This is a genomic window from Rhizobium sp. KNZ14-9A, assembly GCF_056755015.1.
On record NZ_JBPGXB010000004.1, the window covers coordinates 763,329 to 778,962 of the forward strand.

The following is a 15,634-nucleotide window of genomic DNA, read 5'->3' on the forward strand; positions in this document are numbered from 1 at the left end:
CTTTCAGGGACCTGATTCACTTCGCCGCAGCGGTTTTACCCAACAATCTCGGGAGGCTTCACCGGCGTGGATCGAACCCGCTTCCAGTCCATTCCGTCGACTAAAGCCAGAAGCTGGGCATGATTGAGCTGGACGCGATGATGGCCGATCCGGGGCCAGCAGAACTGGGCTTTTTCCAGCCGCTTCGCATAGAGGCAAACGCCGGAGCCATCCCACCACACGATCTTGACTCGGTCTGCTCTCTTGGCCCGAAAGACATAAAGTGCACCGTTGAACGGATCACTGCCAGCATCCCGTACCAGCGAAAGCAAGCTGTCCGGCCCCTTTCGGAAGTCGATGGGATGGCTCGCAAGAAAGACCTTCACGCCGGACGGGATCATGCCGACCGCACCGCTCGGATCACCCGCTGCAGGTGTGCTTCGCCGATATCTGCGTCGGCCCGGATAACGACGTCGCCGATGATAAGCTCGATCATCGCACGTGTGCCAATCGTCCCAGTCTCCGTCTGACCAGCCCGATCTTGCGAGGAGGATCGTTGTCCGTCACGAGCATCACGACGCCAGCCAAATAGCTGCGAGGGATGTATGCCGATGCGATGCGCAATGGCCGAGACGCTTGCGCCGGGCTCCATTGCCTCAGCCACAGCCCGCGCTTTAAAATCATCGGACCAGCGGCGCCGAAATTGCCGTGGGGCGCCCTCAAGCCGTTCCGGAACAGCCTCGATCATATGGAAGTTTCTAGTTCCAGAGCTAGGCGCAGACATAGAAGCTCACAGTTTGTGAATCGTCTGTCCGCAATACAGCGGCCAACGCTACTGACGCCAGATGGGGTCAGCTTGTCGCTTACACTGTTTGAGGCGGTTGAACATTCGCTCGATGCGGTTACGATCCTTGTAGGCCCGGAAGTCGCAGGCAGGTGGGTTCTTCCGGCTGGCCTTCGGCGGGATCACCGGTCTGATCCCGTTGACCTTGCCCCCATATGTGGAACGGCCCGCGTGGCAAGAGCTTTTTCAGTCGATTTCATACATTGGAACGGTGCGGTCATATGTCCGGCCTTTGCGCGCGGCACATGGCCGCTGGCCTTGATGATATCTGCGAACGAGGAGCTGAATCAAGTTTACGCGCTTGAGCGCATTGGGGGCAGTAGCTTCACTCGTTTCGGGATTTCGTCCCATGGGTTCATCGCCTGTTATTGCACCTTGCCCTCTGCCAGCCCTGCGCCGGTCAGATCATTTTGGCGATCACTGGGTCCATCAGACAGCGGCCGCGGTAATCGCCAGTGGAGCGGCACGCCGATAAGTCCCGCCCTGGTTCAGAAGCGCCCAGATGATCCGAGCCGTCTTGTTGGCCTGCGCGACCGCTGCAAGATCGCCAACGTGTCTGACGGCTACTCTGCCGCCAATGCAGCCTTCGCCGGCTTGAGGGCCTATGATGCGATCAAGGACTTGCAGGCAATCGCGGGTGGCACCGGCAATATCGCCTCTGCTTCCGTCAGCATCGGTTTCGAATATTCGAAATCCCGCGAGAACGCGGAAACCTCTACGCCCGTCGTCACCAGCATTCGCGCTGGCCAGTCGGTCACCATCGAGGCAACGTCCGGCGACATCAACAGCCACGGCGCCCAGATCGTCGCGCGCTATGATGAGAATGGCCTGCCGACGGTTTCCGACAGCGACAAGGTGGGTGATATCACGCTGAAGGCCGGCAATGACATCAACCTGGAAAGTGCGCAGGCTACCAGCAACTCGTCTTCCAGCAATATGTCTGCGGGCGCTAGCATCGGTCTTTCAGCGGGAGTGACGCTGAATGGTGTTGGCGTCGGTGTCAGCGGCAGTGCCCATGCCGGTGTTGGAAAATCGAACGGTGAGGGGACGACGCAAGTCAATACCCATGTGACCGGGTTGGGCGATATCAACCTGCAATCTGGCCGCGATACCAACCTCAAGGGCGCCGTCGTCTCCGGCGATACGGTGACTGCCGACGTTGGGCGTGACCTCAATATCATTTCGGTTCCCGATACCGGCACGCGTTCCAATTCATCTGCGTCGCTCGGGATCGGCTTCGGCGGGCCTCTTGATGGCGGACTTTCACTGACCGGGATTTCACCGGGCGGTGGCCTCGGCTCCGGCAATACCAATTGGATCAGCGAGCAGTCGGGTCTCGTCAGGCCGGATGGACGTGACGGTCGGCGGTAACACGCATCTCGGCGCCGGCAAAATCATCTCTGAAAGCGGAGATCTGGTGCTCAATACCGGGACGCTGACGTTCGAGAACTTCGAGGGTACGCAGGGTTATGAAGGTTTTGACATCACAGCGAATATCGACCTGACCGGAAAAGGACCGCAGCGCCCCGACCAGACCTCACAATCACGTACGAGTTTGGACGGTTCCTATCAGCTCGACGATACCCGTCAGGAGGTTCGAGCCACTGTCGGCCCAGGCGAGATCATCATCCGGGATGAGCAGAAGCAGGCGGCACTGGAAGCGCAAGGCGCGACCTCGCCTTTGGATGAGCTCAACCGGGACCCTGAAGATGCCTATGAAATCACGAAGGACGTACATGTTGGCATCGAGTTCTATCTCTCTGATACGAGCCTGAATGCACTGGGACGGGGTCTGAGCGGGGCACTTGCCCCGGTGGTTTCGTGGACAAATACATTCTCGGACGCGAACTCACGCCCGAAGAACAAGCCCAGGTCAAGGCAGGCATCCAGGCGCTGGCGAATGGTGGTGAATTCGTTGGCTGCGGCCAGCAGCAGGGCTTCAATCTCCTCGACTGGATCATAACACCCGCATATGCCTATGAGACGAGCTGCAGCATCCGTCAGTATGACGGAAGCTTGATAGAGCTCGGCATAAAAACCTATCAAGAGTGCAAGGACGCGATCTATGCGTATCTCAACAGCCTAAGCCCCGCGCAGCGTGTTGCGATCCTGCGTTCCGCCGGTTTCGCTATTGGAAGCAGCAATGCTCCAAACATGGGACTTGCCCAAATGGACCAATGGCTATTCGCGGCAATCGAAAAGCTGGATGGAGAGCCGCGCGGCGAAAACTTCCGACAATTTCTGGAAGGCAACGCAGAGGGCTACGCGTTCGCCGAGAAGATGGGGGCTGAGCGTTGGGCGATCTGGGACAATGGCTCGCTTACTTGGTCTGAAAAGGTGGATGCTCTCGCTAAGACGGGTCTCGATATCAACACGATCGTTGCAATGGCGATCTTGGGAGGTTTTGCGGGTAAGGGTAACATCGGACCGTTCTATAAAACCAACAAAGAGGCCAGAATAGCAGCCGAAGCCCTTGGCTTCACAAAGATAAACGAAACGATCCACGGAGGTCAGGCGGTCTATAAAAAAGGAAACCTGTATCTCACCAGAGACCTCGATAGCCACAACGGCGGCGCTTGGAAAATGGGCACATCGATTAAAAACCTTGGAACTAAAGAAAATAGACTTGGTACTTACGACGAGAACCTTAACCGCATAGGTGATTAAATGGATATCGACGAAGATAACGGGAAAAGCTGGACGGAGAAAGGAAAGACAATTCGATCCTTGATAAGGGAGCTTCAGTCCTTTGAAGATCAGGATCTGCCTGTGGTTCTTTCCATTGACGGGGGTGAACAAATCAAGCCAGTCAGCCTGGTAGGAAAAAAAGACAATCAATGTTTGATTGCATTCGTCCCAACCTGAAAATGAACACCCTGAACCCGGACGAACAACACCAAAAGGATGCGCGATGAACACTTCAGCGGGGGTTTCGTATCCGAGGCATTTTCGCGACTGATCGTTGAGATGGCGTGCAAGGTGGATCAGGAATGACCTTCGAAAGGAAATGAACCGAATTGATGATGGATAGGCTGATGTTATACCGTTGCGATGAAATTTCATCTCAGATCAACGCGGTAGACTGTAAGCAATCCACCGCGCTGGAGAATGGAACTATCTATCTCTACATTGGCAAATCCGCTGATAACCTTTCAGCGTTGGGTTACCTCAATATGATAGTGCGCGATCAACATGGTCAATCATCAGGATGGCCGATCAAATCGATCAAAAATCCTGTCTTGGTGGTGAAACACCAAGAAGTAATGGCGGAACCCAATGCAAGCCGCGTGATAGGTATGTGGCTCGATGGATCTGATATATGTGCCCAGCATTGGGACGGGTTTACTTCGCGATTTGACAGTAAAACCTTGAAACTCATTTCTCAAGTATTCACTAAATAGCCTAGCCCGTAATCCTCCGCGCGGTAGATGAAGCGGTAGATCGTCTCCTTGCGATGCGAACCAGGCTAACGCTGTCGGCCAGAAGACGGCAGGCGATCTGTTCTGTTGACCAGTAAGCCTCCAGTTTCTCAATGACCAAAGCGGTGCAGATGGCGCCGAAGCTTTCTCAAGCGCCGTCGCCGCTCCTTGGCGATGTCATCGGTAACGATCAAGAAATAGGGCGCGAGGGGTGCCAAGCTCTCGGACGAGGAAGAGAAATCCGACGAATTCCAGCCTCAGAACGGGCACCGGCGTCTGTCGAGAAATAGCAGCCAAGCGATACCAAGAAGACCAGAGAGGGCACTGACCACTGCAGTGCCAGAATAGCTGGTGATGGCTGTGCCAGCGGCGAAGAGAAGAGCGCTCAGTCCGGCGCTGAGAAAAATGTTGACGGAAATCAGCGCGCTGCCGAGACCGGGCCGCTCGGCGATCAAATCCTGCAGATAGGTGATTGGAATGGAGATCAGTGACGCCGCGCCGGTGCCACTGATCAAGGTGAGGGCATAGACATGCCAAGGCTCATGGGCAAAAGCCAGAAGCAGCAGGTAGACGGCATAGATCAATGCCCCGGCTGCAAGGGCTGCGAGTTGGCTGATGCGGCGCAGCAGGCGCGACCAGACGATGATGAAGATCACCTCGACGAGAGCGACGATCCCGACCAGAATACCGATATCGGCGACAGTGCCGCGGGCGGCGCCGGTTACGACGAGGGGGAAAATGGCGTCGTTCACATGCAATGTGCTGCTGATCAGCGCGATGGCCGTGATCCGGCTGAAGATTTTCGGGGAAATCACCTGGCCGAGCGCGGCGAGATAGGAGAGATGGTGGGTGGCCGCACGATCCGTGCCGCTCTGTCGGGGCAGTAAGAAGCCGACGAGCCCCACACAGACCAGGCAGGAAATAGCGGCGAAGAGATAGGCTGGCAGCATGGTCGAAGAGGAGGAGAGCAAAACCCCCGTGAGCCCAGGAACCAGGACCCAGGAAAGCGAGATCATCGCCCGAACGCCGGAATTGACTGTCGCCACGTCAGCCGGCGCCATTCCATGGGCTGCGGCCCGGACATTGGCAAAGAGCAACGAGTTCAGGCAGCCATAGACCGGCAGTAGCAGAAGCGCGCTGAGGACAAATATGTCCTGCGTCGGGAAGAAGAAGACCGCGCCATAACCGACAACGCCGAAGGTCGCCGCAACAAGCATCATCGTACGATATTCACCGAGCCGGTCGGCAAGATTGCCAAGCAGAATGCTGACGATCACGTTGACCGCCGCTGCGGCGAAGATCAGCGCCGCATAGAGTTCATTCGACAGGCCGAGCTCGCGGATGCCGACCACGGACCGATAGGGGGTCGTCGTCGCTCCGGCAAATCCGAACGTGAAGATGGCGATCATGCTCACCCGGATTGCAGGATTACGGAAAACGTCGGGTATCAAGGGGTTCATTATCGTCGCCAGCTGGCTTTGAGGCGATCCTTGTGGGGAGGGGGAAACCGCGTCCGCACAAGGATCGTCATGATCAATCTCGGTCGCGCCTGAGGGTGGGAAGGCGCGCATGCGGCGTGTAGCCGAAATCCTGATTCAAGGGAAAGACAAAGCGGGCGGCCTGATGCTCATCCGATACTCGATGCCTTGACCGACCAAACCCTCGGTAAGGGCTGGCGATTATCATCCCGATGTCAATCTTCATCGTTGCCAGCTCAAAACTTCGGGCTAAGCGCCGCGATCGCAGCGAAACGGTCCCAATCCTTCGACGCTTTCGGGGTCCAGGCAGCTTCGGCAATTGCCGGAAGACGTGGGAAGACGAGGCGGTTGAAATAGCCGCGCGACAGGAAGTGCTCCGACCAGATGCAGGCCTGGACGCCTTTCAGCTTATGCTTCAATTCCTCCGGGAATTCGCCGGCTGCCTCATAGGCATAGGTGTGGGCCGGCGGTACCGTACCGGCCCAGCTCGCGCCCGGTTCCTGGAAGGCTTCGGCCTGGACCATATCGAGATAATAGGCCTGACCCGGCGTCATGACGACGTCATAGCCTTGTTCGGCAAGGTCGATGCCGACCTGCGGATTTTCCCAGGCCATCAAGAGGCAGTCCTTTGCCGCGACCCCGCCGCCATGGGCGACCTCGTTCCAGCCCGCGAGCTTGCGGCGGCGCTTATCGAGCATCGTCTTGACCTGCTTCAGGAAGTAGGATTGCAGCCCGAACGTGCCCGAAATGCCTTCTTCGGCCATCAGCTTCCTGGCAAGGGGCGAGGCGAGCCAGGAACCGTTCGCCACTTCATCGCCGCCGATATGGATGTAAGGCGAAGGGAACAGCTCGACCATTTCGTCGAAGACCTTTTCCAGGAATTCGTAGGTCAGCGGCACGGCAGGATTCAGCGCGTTGTTCGGATAGCCCTGGACAGAATGGTAGCTATCCGGCGCTTCCTGGCCGTCTGTCAGTTCGGGCAGGGCAACCAGCGTCGCCGCATTATGGCCGGGGATATCGATCTCCGGAACTACCTCGACATGAAGGGAACTCGCATGTCCAACAATGTCCCTAACATCATCCTGGGTATAAAAGCCGCCGACAGGCTCTGCGCCATTGCCAAGCTGCGGCAGCAGCGGTTCGTCCGGGCCTCGCAACACGCCCGTTGTCGTCAGTTGCGGATAGGCCTTGATCTCCAGACGCCAGGCCTCGTCATCGGTCAAATGCCAGTGGAAGATGTTGAGCTTGAACCAGGCAAGGATGTCGATCAGCCGCTTGACGTCATCAACCGGATAAAACTGCCTGGAAACGTCGAGATGGCAGCCGCGCCAGCTGTAGCGGGGCCGATCGGAAATGGTACCGGAAACCGGGAAGCGGAATTTGCCCTTACTTACTCGCGCGCCGTTCAGCATTTGCGCGAGCGAGGTCAGGCCATACTGGCGCCCAGCAGCGCCGGAATAGGAAAGTGTCACGCGATCGGCCGAGAAGGTCAGCCGGTAGGCTTCGGTGTCGAGCGAGGCGTCCTTGCTGAACGTAAGGGCGCGCCCCTGCGGCGAGGCGACCAGATTGAAAACCGAATGGTCGCTTTCGAAAAGGCGGCGGGTTAGAGAAATGCAGGCGGATATTGCCGACAATTCGTCTGCGCTGGCACCCTCCGGATAGAGAATGACCGGAAAGCTATCGCCCGGCTTCGCATCGATTTCGGCCGGCCACGGCTGCAGCGCAAAAGGCAGATCGAGCCGGCCCTCGGGCAAAAGCGCGGGCGGAGGCTCGCTGGTACGGCCTTCGAGAAGCAGATCGGAAACGGCGAGCGGCACATGCTCTCCGGAAGACAGCGTCAGATAGGCGGACTTGGCGCCATCAGTGCAATGTCGCGCCGGGCGGTGCAGGCCGGCAACTCTGAAGGTCCAGCTTTCACCGGCAGAGAGGATCAGGCCGGCCGGTGGTTCGAATTCATGAAAATTGGCGTTGCGTCTTAGAAAGGTGGCATTGCTGCATGCGGCGGCATCGATCACCCGCGTGAGCGAGGTGTAGACAAGCTTGAAACCAGAAAGCGCCTTGCTGGAAAGATTGAAAAGCGTGAAGGTGAAGGCGCCATTCGGCCCGCCATTAGGGTTCCAGCTGCTTTCCAGGCGATAGTCGGCCGGTTTCATATCTCGTTCCTCTCGGTGTATCCTACGATTTTCAGTAGTGCTCGGACTGGGAAAAAGTGCGGGCAAGCTCGGCCTGACCGGCTGTCAGACCGCAATCGACTGGCAGGCAGACGCCGGTGATCGCTGCAGCCTGGGGACCAGCCAGGAAGGCGACGGCATTGGCGACATCCTTCGGATCGACCACGCGTTGCAGCGGATACCAGCGACGGGCATCCTCGAAGACATTGGGATTGGCCGCCGCGCGAACTTCCCACGCCTGCGTCTTCACCGTTCCGGGGGCAACGGCATTCGCGCGGATGCCGAATTTACCATATTCGACGGCGACCAGCCGGGTGAAATGCAGAAGGCCGGCCTTGGCGGCGCTGTAGGCAGGATGCCCGAACACGTTCATGCCGTTGACCGAGGCAATGTTGACCATGGAGCCCCGCGACGCTTTCAGCTGGTCTTCGACGGCGCGAAAACAGAGAAATGCCGCTTCGAGATTGAGCGCATTGTCGGCACGCCAGATCTCCGGCGTCGTATCATGCAGGCTGACGGCGCGGGCTGCACCCGCATTGTTGACGAGGGTGCGCAGGCTGCCGAGCCGAGCTGCGCGCCCGGCAAGAGCCGCAACGCTCGTCTCGCTGGTTACATCGCATTCGACGGTGACGAAACGATCGGCCGGTCCAAGCCTGCCGGCAACGGCTGCCGCAGTGACGGGATCGATATCCGCAAGCAGAATGACGTCATGATCGGCGGCGAGTTGATCGGCGATCGCCGCGCCGATATCGCCTGCTGCTCCTGTCACAATGGCCACTGATTGCGTCATTGTCGCTCCCTCTTGTTGATCAGTCTCCTAGCAGCTGCTTGTCATCCCCATCGCGGTGTGTGACCAGCTGCTGCTTGATGCGTCTCAGCGTCGTCGTCGCCTTCGGTTGGATGGCGTAGGCGACGAGGCTCGCTAGGATATCGACGGTTGCGATATAGGCGATACGCGTCGATGTCGGGCGGAAGATGTTCGTTCCTTCCGGAAGATCGATCGGCACGACGATCCCGGCGGCTCTCGCGACCGGGCTGTCGGTTTGCGTCAGCGCAATGGTCCTGACCTTGGCCTCGCGTGCCAGTGCAAAGGCCCGCACCAGCTCGGCGTTGCGCCCTGAAAAGGACGAGCCGATGATCACATCGCCAGCCTTCGCTGCCGCCGCCATCATCAGCTGCATGCTATGGTCGGAACTGGAGGTGATCCTGAGACCAAGGCGAAAGAGCCGATTCTGCAGCTCATCGGCGATCATCGAAGAATTGCCGCCCGATCCGAAGGCATAGATCATCTCCGCCTTGGCGATCTGCGCAACAGCGGCCTCGATCGCGGTCAGGTCCAGCGAGCGGTGCAACAGAAAAAGGGCGTTCTGCGCCTTGGTGATGATATCCTGAGCGACATCGGCCGGATCGCTGCTCTTTGATTCCGGCTTCAGGTAACGCACGCCGACATGGGCGGTGCGGGCAAGCTGCACCTTGAAATCGGAAAAGCTGCCGCAGCCGAGGCGGCGGCAGAAACGTGTGACCGTCGGTGGCGAGACTTCTGCGCGTTCGGCAAGCTCGATGATCGAGGCATTCACGGCGAATTCGAAATCGTTGACGATGATGTCGGCGATGCGGCTCTCGGAGGCGGAGAGGCGGCTCCTGTCTTCCTGCAATGTGGAAAAGATATCCAAGCCTGTCCTCCCGCCGATCCGTCAGTCAACTCTTCTTCTTGTAGGCAACGCAGTCGATTTCGACCTTGCAATCCACCATCATGGACGATTGGACGCAGGCGCGGGCCGGCGGATGTGCGCCGAAATAGTCCTGATAGATTTTGTTGAATGTCCAGAAATCGCGCGGATCGTCCAGCCAGACGCCGACGCGCACCACGTCCTCGACGCCGTATCCGGCTTCGTCGAGAATGGCGAGCACATTGGCGATCGTCTTATGCGTCTGGGCAATGATATTGCCGTCGATAATCTCGCCGTTTTCCATTGCCACCTGACCGGAAACATAGAGCCAGCCATCAGCCTCGACCGCGCGCGCGAAAGGCAGCGGCTTGCCGCCGGCGCCGGTCTGAACAGTGCCATATCGCTTGATGGACATGTCGGGATCCCTGCAAATTATTTTCTTGATAAGTTGACAAGGGACCATAGAAAGCAGATTTTGACCAGTGAAAAACGCCATTTATGAAAAGAATTTAAATCGGGAGCGACGATGCGAGATCCTTTCAAGAATCCTTTTCCGTCCTCCGATACTGCACGGCACGCCATCTGGGAGATGCTCGTGCCCCGCGACATCGACGCATTTCTGGCAGCCGACTGGTCGATGGTCGAAGATGATTTCGTTGAGGAAGGCTTCATCGGCATCGATGGCCGCAAGCAAGTCAGCCCCGACAAGTGGCGTCTGGCATTCCCCGCACTTTCGGCCTATCGCGACGAGTGGCTGAGACAGGCAAAGGATTTTGCCACACAGAGCTTCGCCGAGGATACCCGCACCGCGATCTTCACCACCACGACGCTCGAGGACATCGAGATCGAGGGTGACATGGCGCTTGTCCGCAAGAAATTCGACGGCGGCCTGACGAAGAGTGATGGTACCCGTGACCTCATGCAGTGGCAGACGCTCTATTATTGCAGGTTCCACGAGGGACGGTGGAAAATCTGCGGATTTACCGGCTACCTACCAAACCCGATGGGTTGAGGCGGGACCGCAAAACAAGGCCAACTCATTTGCGCATTTTCACGGCAGCACTGGCGACCGAAACCAATACGTTTTCCCCGATCTGTGTGGATCGCCGCGCTTTCGAAGCGTCTCTTTATGCCCCGCCCGGCCAGCATCCGGAAACGCCCACACTCTGTACCGCGCCGATCACTGTCGGTCGCCGAGTCGCCACTGAAAAGGGCTGGGAGTTGATCGAGGGCACGGCAGCCTGGGCAGACCCGGCCGGCCTCGTCAACCGTCAGGCCTATGAAGGGCTGCGGGACGAAATTCTCGACCAGCTCCGCGCCGCAATGCCTGTCGATGCCGTGGTGATGGGGCTGCATGGGGCAATGGTGGCCGCGGGATATGAGGACACGGAAGGCGATCTCCTGACGCGCATCCGCGACATCGTTGGGCCTGACGTATTGATCTGCGCTGAACTCGATCCGCATAGCCATCTGACCCGGAAGCGCATCGCGGCGCTGAATTTCGCGGTTTATTTCAAGGAATTCCCGCATACGGATTTCGTCGACCGCGCCGAGGATCTCTGGCGCATCGCCGTCGACGCGCTCGAGGGCAGGGTAAAGCCTGTCAATTCGATATTCGACTGCCGGATGATCGACGTTTTCCCGACATCGCGCGATCCGATGCGCTCCTTCGTAGACAAGATCATGCGGATCGAGAAGGAAGATCCGGAAATCCTGTCGATCTCCGTAGTCCACGGCTTCATGGTCGGCGATGTGCCCGAGATGGGCACCAAGCTGCTTGTGGTCACGGACAACAATCCGGAAAAGGGTGCGGCGCTGGCGCGCGAACTCGGCTTGGAGCTGTTTTCCAAGCGCGGCACCTTCATGGTGCCGCAGATCGACGAGAAGGAAGCCGTATCCCGGGCGATGGCTGCGAAAGCCTGGCCGGTCGTCATTGCCGATGTCTGGGATAATCCGGGCGGCGGAACCGCTGGCGATGCCACCGTCATTCTCGAAGAGCTTCTGGCCCGCCGAGTGGAGAATGCTGCGATCGGCACCATCTGGGATCCGATCGCCGTTCAGATCTGTTTTGCTGCAGGCGAGGGCGCTGAAATTCCGCTGCGTTTTGGCGCAAAGTCGGCACCGGGGACCGGCAATCCCGTCGACGGGATGGTGAAGGTCGTCAAACTGGTGAAGAATGCCGAAATGCAGTTCGGCGAAAGCCTGGCACCTTTCGGGGATGCGGCGCATATCGTTCTTGATGGTATCGATATCATTCTGAACTCGACGCGGGCGCAGAGCTTCGATCCGAGCCTGTTTTCGGTGATGGGCATCGATCCGACCGAGCAGAAGATCCTGGTGATCAAATCGACCAACCATTTCTTCGCATCCTTCTCGAAGATCGCTGCTGAAATACTCTACTGTTCGGCGGGGACCCCCTATCCCAACAATCCGGCGACGACCCACTATCGCCGCGCGCCGAAGACCATCTGGCCGATTGTGGCCGATCCTCATGGAACAGAACGCGGAGCTGCCTGAGATGCATGACAACCGGTTTGCCGTCGTCGCCAAGGCTGGAGACAGGATCGCCGATCTTTCCACGCCCCGACCGATCATCGACGAAGACAAGCTGGCCGCCAACATATCAAGGGTCCAGTCTTACATGGACGAGCACGGGCTGAATTTCCGCCCGCATATCAAGACGCACAAGATACCGGCGCTCGCAGCGGCCCAGGTCGCGGCCGGCGCCAAGGGCATCAATTGCCAGAAGGTGACAGAGGCCGAGGTCTTTGGCGAAGCCGGTTTCGAAGACATCCTGATTACCTTCAATATTATCGGCCCCCCGAAGCTCGGACTGCTTGCTGCCCTGAACGATCGCATTTCGGGTCTCAAGGTCGTTGCCGACAGCGACGTGACGGTCGATGGCCTGTCTTCACATTTTTCCGGCCGCAAACCGCTGACCGTCCTCGTCGAATGCGATACCGGCGGCGCGCGCTGCGGCGTCCAGACGCCCGAACAGGCGGTCTCGCTCGCCAGACGCATCGCTGCTGCCGACGGGCTGACATTCGGTGGTATCCTCACCTATCCGAAGCCGCAGGCTGCCGATGCCGTCGAGGCTTTCATCCAGGCTACGCTGAAACGGCTGACGGAAGAGGGAATTGCCTGCCCGATCGTCAGCAATGGCGGCACGCCCAGTCTCTTTCAGGCGCATCTGGTCAAATCGGCGACGGAGCATCGGGCAGGGACCTATATCTACAATGACCGTCAGATGATCCGGATGGGACATTGCACAGAAGACGATTGCGCAATGCACGTCCTGGCAACCGTCGTGTCGCGGCCGAATGCGGACCGTGCCGTTATCGACGCAGGCTCGAAGGCGCTGACCTCCGACCTTCAGGGCTTTGCCGATTTCGGCCTCGTCGTCGGATATCCCGAGGCGAAGATAACCAGCCTCTCGGAAGAGCACGGCGTCATCGACCTTTCGGCCTGCACTGGTGCGCGGCCCCAGATCGGCGAAAAGCTCTTCATCATCCCGAACCACACATGTGTGGTGTCGAACCTGTTCGACACGATGGTCTTCCATCGCGACGGCATCGTCACGCGCGTCGAGGACGTTGCCGCGCGTGGGCTTGTCTGGTAGCTGAACAATCAGCCGTTCAGGCCGTCGCAGGAGCCAGCACGTTCATATCGATTTCGGTTAGTTCCACACGGCGTTCGAAGGCGATACCTTCCTCGTCAAAGAGATGGCAATCGGCGGCATTGATACCGACGGCGACCGGCGCATCGGTGCGAATGCCCACACTGCCGGGCAGCATGGCGCAGAAGTTCTCCGTTTCGCCGCCGAGTGCAACATAGGCCACAGTATTTGCGCCAAGCCGTTCGATGACGCTGGGTGCAACCGTCAGCGAAATGTCGCCGGTTCCGAGCTGGATATGCTCCGGCCGGATGCCGAGCGTCATCATCTTGCCGACCATGCCGTCGCGTGGCGTTACAGGCAGGGTTGCCGGCTGGCCGCGATAGTCCACGGTAACGCCGGCCTCGCTTGCAGACGTGCAGGTAACGGGTAGGAAATTCATTTTCGGATTGCCGATGAAGCCGGCGACGAACTGGTTGGCGGGCTTATGGTAGAGTTCGAGCGGCGCGCCGGTCTGGGAAATATTGCCGGCATCCAGCACGACGATGCGGTCGGCCATTGTCATGGCTTCCACCTGGTCGTGCGTCACATAGATCATCGTCGCCTTCAGCTGCCGGTGCAGCTTGGCAAGTTCGATGCGCATGTCGGCGCGAAGGGCGGCGTCAAGATTGGAGAGCGGCTCGTCAAACAGGAAGATTTTCGGCTCGCGGACGATGGCGCGGCCGATCGCGACACGCTGGCGCTGTCCGCCGGAAAGCATGCCGGGTTTCTGCTGCAGCCGCGTTTCGAGATGCAGGATACGTGCGGCATTCTCGACCTTGGCCTTGAGCTTTTCCTCCTCCATCTTTTCCACACGAAGAGGGAAGGCGATGTTTTCGAAAACCGTCATGTGCGGGTAGAGCGCATAGGACTGGAAGACCATGGCGATACCGCGCTTGACCGGCGGCAGGTCGTTGACCCTGACGCCATTGATGATGATGTCGCCCTTGGTCGTCGCGTCAAGACCGGCGATCATGCGCAGGAGGGTGGATTTGCCGCATCCCGAAGGCCCGACGAAGACAACGAACTCGCCGTCCCTGACGTCAAGCTCGACGCCTTTGAGAACTTCGTAGTCGCCATAGAATTTTTGAACCTTGTTGAGCTGAAGCTGTCCCAAAAATCTGTCTCCGGTCCCGGCCTGAACGCGCATGAATTGGTCGGTGAGGATCGCAGATCGTCGACCTGCGATCCTCGACGTCGATTTACTTGAAGGCCTCGATCTCGCCTGCAGCCTTCTTCAGAGCGGCTTCAGGCTCGGCCTTGCCGGTGACGACGGACTGGACCATCTCGATCATCGAATTCTGGAAGCCCTTGTAGTCGGTGAAGAGCGGCTCGGGACCACCGTAGCTGATGCCCTCGATGAACGGCTTCCAGAAGGGGTCCTTGGCAACGAATTCGTCGACCTTTGCGGACGGACGCAGCGGGGTGAGGCCTGCGCCGCCTTGCAGCTCGTATTCACCCTGGATGTCGGGCGAGGTGATGTACTTGGCGAATTCCATCGCCTTGTCCTCGACACCAGAGCCCTTGAAGATTGCAAGGCTGTCCGTGATCAGCAGCGTGCCTGCACCCTTGGCATCCGGACCGAGCGGCAGCGTCGTGACGCCCCAGTTGATCTTCGTATCCTTCAGGCGATAGGCGGCACCCGAGCCGGCCTGGATCATCGCGACCTTGCCATCAAGGAAGATGGCGCGGACTTCATTCTGCTCATAGGCGGTCGGGCCTTCTTCGGCAGAGGCCGAAATATCCTTATAGGCCTTCAGTGCAGCAAGAATCTGCGGGCTGTCCAGCGTGATCTTGCCTTCGGCATCGGTCACCGCGCCATTGTTGGTGTAAACCCAATGCATGAACTGGTGCATCGTGTTGTCGAAGGTCTTGGCAGAAAGACCAAAGCCCGGAATGCCGGTCTTTTCCTTGATGGTCTTTGCCATCTGGATTTCTTCGGCCCAGGTCTTCGGCGGTGTTTCGGGGTCGAGGCCGGCCTGCTTGAAGAGATCCTTGTTCCAGTAAAGCGCCTTGGTGGAGAAGGCGATCGGAACGCCCCACTGGTTGCCGTCGAAGGTGACCGTGTCGACGATATGCGGGTAATAGCCCTTCTTCTCGTCATCGGTCATCGGAACGGGAACGATGAGGTCGTTCTGCGCGAATTCCTTCAGCGTGCGCGAGCCGACATAGGCCATGGCGACCGGCGTGCCGGCGGCAGCCAGCGTCGTTGCCTTGTCCTGGCACTGCGCCCAGCCGACGACTTCCGGCGCAACCTTCCAGCCGGCGTTCTTGGATTCCCATTCCTTGATATATTTGGTGTGGATCGGGTCGATCGTGTCGCCGCAATAGATCCAGCTGATTTCCTTGTCGGCTGCCTGGGCCGTGACCGCGGTCAGTGCCGTCGAACCAAGCAGGGCGAGCGCCATAAGGCCAGTCTTG

General features: G+C 58.7%; 17 protein-coding genes and 2 pseudogenes. 8 read left to right on the forward strand and 11 right to left on the reverse strand.

What is annotated here, in order from left to right; genetic code table 11:
• Positions 1-35: 35 nt before the first annotated feature.
• The 3 genes and pseudogenes from tnpB to ACR9ZQ_RS33815 form a co-directional block, all read right to left on the reverse strand.
• Positions 36-380 (reverse strand): IS66 family insertion sequence element accessory protein TnpB, encoded by a 345-nt coding sequence (gene tnpB, locus ACR9ZQ_RS33805; protein ID WP_003592504.1) that lies wholly within the window; start codon positions 378-380, stop codon positions 36-38.
• Entirely contained in the window at positions 377-727 is a 351-nt protein-coding gene (locus tag ACR9ZQ_RS33810) for a transposase (RefSeq protein WP_082935752.1), read from the reverse strand. The genes tnpB and ACR9ZQ_RS33810 overlap by 4 nt, the downstream gene beginning before the upstream one ends.
• Before the next feature lie 105 nt (positions 728-832).
• Positions 833-967, reverse strand: a pseudogene (locus ACR9ZQ_RS33815) (IS5 family transposase); the annotation flags it as partial.
• A 408-nt stretch (positions 968-1,375) separates the two neighbouring features.
• On the opposite strand from ACR9ZQ_RS33815, the gene ACR9ZQ_RS33820 reads away from it, so the two are divergent.
• The 5 genes from ACR9ZQ_RS33820 (at position 1,376) to ACR9ZQ_RS33840 (ending at position 4,224) form a co-directional block, all read left to right on the forward strand.
• Positions 1,376-2,194: a hemagglutinin repeat-containing protein gene (locus ACR9ZQ_RS33820; protein ID WP_481429891.1), complete on the forward strand. Its 819-nt coding sequence runs from the start codon at positions 1,376-1,378 to the stop codon at positions 2,192-2,194.
• The gene (locus tag ACR9ZQ_RS33825; protein WP_481429892.1) at positions 2,172-2,786 is read left to right on the forward strand and encodes a hypothetical protein; all 615 of its coding nucleotides are present in this window, start codon (positions 2,172-2,174) and stop codon (positions 2,784-2,786) included. The genes ACR9ZQ_RS33820 and ACR9ZQ_RS33825 overlap by 23 nt, the downstream gene beginning before the upstream one ends.
• A gap of 422 nt (positions 2,787-3,208) precedes the next feature.
• Positions 3,209-3,490, forward strand: coding sequence for a toxin C-terminal domain-containing protein (locus tag ACR9ZQ_RS33830; RefSeq protein WP_481430971.1), 282 nt, complete (start codon positions 3,209-3,211; stop codon positions 3,488-3,490).
• The gene (locus ACR9ZQ_RS33835) at positions 3,491-3,688 is read left to right on the forward strand and encodes a hypothetical protein (RefSeq protein ID WP_481429893.1); all 198 of its coding nucleotides are present in this window, start codon (positions 3,491-3,493) and stop codon (positions 3,686-3,688) included.
• A gap of 155 nt (positions 3,689-3,843) precedes the next feature.
• Positions 3,844-4,224: a hypothetical protein gene (locus ACR9ZQ_RS33840; RefSeq protein WP_481429894.1), complete on the forward strand. Its 381-nt coding sequence runs from the start codon at positions 3,844-3,846 to the stop codon at positions 4,222-4,224.
• On the opposite strand, the pseudogene ACR9ZQ_RS33845 reads toward ACR9ZQ_RS33840, so the two are convergent.
• The 6 genes and pseudogenes from ACR9ZQ_RS33845 to ACR9ZQ_RS33870 all read right to left on the reverse strand — a co-directional run.
• Positions 4,224-4,442 (reverse strand): annotated as a pseudogene (locus ACR9ZQ_RS33845) (IS30 family transposase); the annotation flags it as partial. The gene ACR9ZQ_RS33840 and the pseudogene ACR9ZQ_RS33845 sit on opposite strands and share 1 nt — an antisense overlap.
• A 57-nt stretch (positions 4,443-4,499) precedes the next feature.
• Positions 4,500-5,702, reverse strand: coding sequence for an MFS transporter (locus ACR9ZQ_RS33850; protein ID WP_481429895.1), 1,203 nt, complete (start codon positions 5,700-5,702; stop codon positions 4,500-4,502).
• Positions 5,703-5,956: 254 nt separating this feature from the next.
• Positions 5,957-7,873, reverse strand: a complete 1,917-nt coding sequence (locus tag ACR9ZQ_RS33855) for a beta-N-acetylhexosaminidase (protein WP_481429896.1) — start codon at positions 7,871-7,873, stop codon at positions 5,957-5,959.
• A gap of 31 nt (positions 7,874-7,904) precedes the next feature.
• Positions 7,905-8,681 carry an SDR family oxidoreductase gene (locus ACR9ZQ_RS33860; protein ID WP_481429897.1) on the reverse strand — a complete coding sequence of 259 codons (777 nt, stop codon included), beginning with the start codon at positions 8,679-8,681 and terminating at the stop codon, positions 7,905-7,907.
• Between the two features lie 19 nt (positions 8,682-8,700).
• Positions 8,701-9,564 (reverse strand): MurR/RpiR family transcriptional regulator, encoded by an 864-nt coding sequence (locus tag ACR9ZQ_RS33865; RefSeq protein ID WP_481429898.1) that lies wholly within the window; start codon positions 9,562-9,564, stop codon positions 8,701-8,703.
• A 25-nt stretch (positions 9,565-9,589) separates the two neighbouring features.
• Positions 9,590-9,976: a RidA family protein gene (locus tag ACR9ZQ_RS33870; RefSeq protein ID WP_477820702.1), complete on the reverse strand. Its 387-nt coding sequence runs from the start codon at positions 9,974-9,976 to the stop codon at positions 9,590-9,592.
• Positions 9,977-10,087: 111 nt separating this feature from the next.
• Between ACR9ZQ_RS33870 and ACR9ZQ_RS33875 the strand changes: the two genes are divergently transcribed.
• From ACR9ZQ_RS33875 to ACR9ZQ_RS33885, 3 genes are read left to right on the forward strand one after another with little or no spacing between them, the layout of a single operon-like run.
• Entirely contained in the window at positions 10,088-10,573 is a 486-nt protein-coding gene (locus tag ACR9ZQ_RS33875; RefSeq protein ID WP_481429899.1) for a hypothetical protein, read from the forward strand.
• Positions 10,574-10,602: 29 nt separating this feature from the next.
• The gene (locus ACR9ZQ_RS33880; protein ID WP_481429900.1) at positions 10,603-12,078 is read left to right on the forward strand and encodes a M81 family metallopeptidase; all 1,476 of its coding nucleotides are present in this window, start codon (positions 10,603-10,605) and stop codon (positions 12,076-12,078) included.
• A gap of 1 nt (position 12,079) precedes the next feature.
• Complete coding sequence (locus ACR9ZQ_RS33885) at positions 12,080-13,180, forward strand: D-TA family PLP-dependent enzyme (protein ID WP_481430972.1); 1,101 nt, start codon at positions 12,080-12,082, stop codon at positions 13,178-13,180.
• 16 nt (positions 13,181-13,196) lie between these two features.
• On the opposite strand, the gene ACR9ZQ_RS33890 is transcribed toward ACR9ZQ_RS33885, so the two are convergent.
• Together ACR9ZQ_RS33890 and ACR9ZQ_RS33895 are read right to left on the reverse strand one after the other, a co-directional pair.
• The gene (locus ACR9ZQ_RS33890) at positions 13,197-14,330 is read right to left on the reverse strand and encodes an ABC transporter ATP-binding protein (protein ID WP_481429901.1); all 1,134 of its coding nucleotides are present in this window, start codon (positions 14,328-14,330) and stop codon (positions 13,197-13,199) included.
• A gap of 85 nt (positions 14,331-14,415) precedes the next feature.
• The gene (locus ACR9ZQ_RS33895; protein WP_310389163.1) at positions 14,416-15,621 is read right to left on the reverse strand and encodes an extracellular solute-binding protein; all 1,206 of its coding nucleotides are present in this window, start codon (positions 15,619-15,621) and stop codon (positions 14,416-14,418) included.
• Between the last annotated feature and the right edge of the window lie 13 nt (positions 15,622-15,634).

Coding starts and splice junctions, on each gene's coding strand:
- ACR9ZQ_RS33835 (WP_481429893.1), top strand. CDS start 3,491: ATGGATATCGACGAAGATAACGGGAAAAGCTGGACGGAGAAAGGAAAG.
- ACR9ZQ_RS33830 (WP_481430971.1), top strand. CDS start 3,209: ATGGCGATCTTGGGAGGTTTTGCGGGTAAGGGTAACATCGGACCGTTC.
- ACR9ZQ_RS33870 (WP_477820702.1), bottom strand. CDS start 9,976: ATGTCCATCAAGCGATATGGCACTGTTCAGACCGGCGCCGGCGGCAAG.
- ACR9ZQ_RS33885 (WP_481430972.1), top strand. CDS start 12,080: ATGCATGACAACCGGTTTGCCGTCGTCGCCAAGGCTGGAGACAGGATC.
- ACR9ZQ_RS33840 (WP_481429894.1), top strand. CDS start 3,844: ATGATGGATAGGCTGATGTTATACCGTTGCGATGAAATTTCATCTCAG.
- tnpB (WP_003592504.1), bottom strand. CDS start 380: ATGATCCCGTCCGGCGTGAAGGTCTTTCTTGCGAGCCATCCCATCGAC.
- ACR9ZQ_RS33855 (WP_481429896.1), bottom strand. CDS start 7,873: ATGAAACCGGCCGACTATCGCCTGGAAAGCAGCTGGAACCCTAATGGC.
- ACR9ZQ_RS33875 (WP_481429899.1), top strand. CDS start 10,088: ATGCGAGATCCTTTCAAGAATCCTTTTCCGTCCTCCGATACTGCACGG.
- ACR9ZQ_RS33895 (WP_310389163.1), bottom strand. CDS start 15,621: ATGGCGCTCGCCCTGCTTGGTTCGACGGCACTGACCGCGGTCACGGCC.
- ACR9ZQ_RS33850 (WP_481429895.1), bottom strand. CDS start 5,702: ATGAACCCCTTGATACCCGACGTTTTCCGTAATCCTGCAATCCGGGTG.
- ACR9ZQ_RS33810 (WP_082935752.1), bottom strand. CDS start 727: ATGATCGAGGCTGTTCCGGAACGGCTTGAGGGCGCCCCACGGCAATTT.
- ACR9ZQ_RS33860 (WP_481429897.1), bottom strand. CDS start 8,681: ATGACGCAATCAGTGGCCATTGTGACAGGAGCAGCAGGCGATATCGGC.
- ACR9ZQ_RS33825 (WP_481429892.1), top strand. CDS start 2,172: ATGGACGTGACGGTCGGCGGTAACACGCATCTCGGCGCCGGCAAAATC.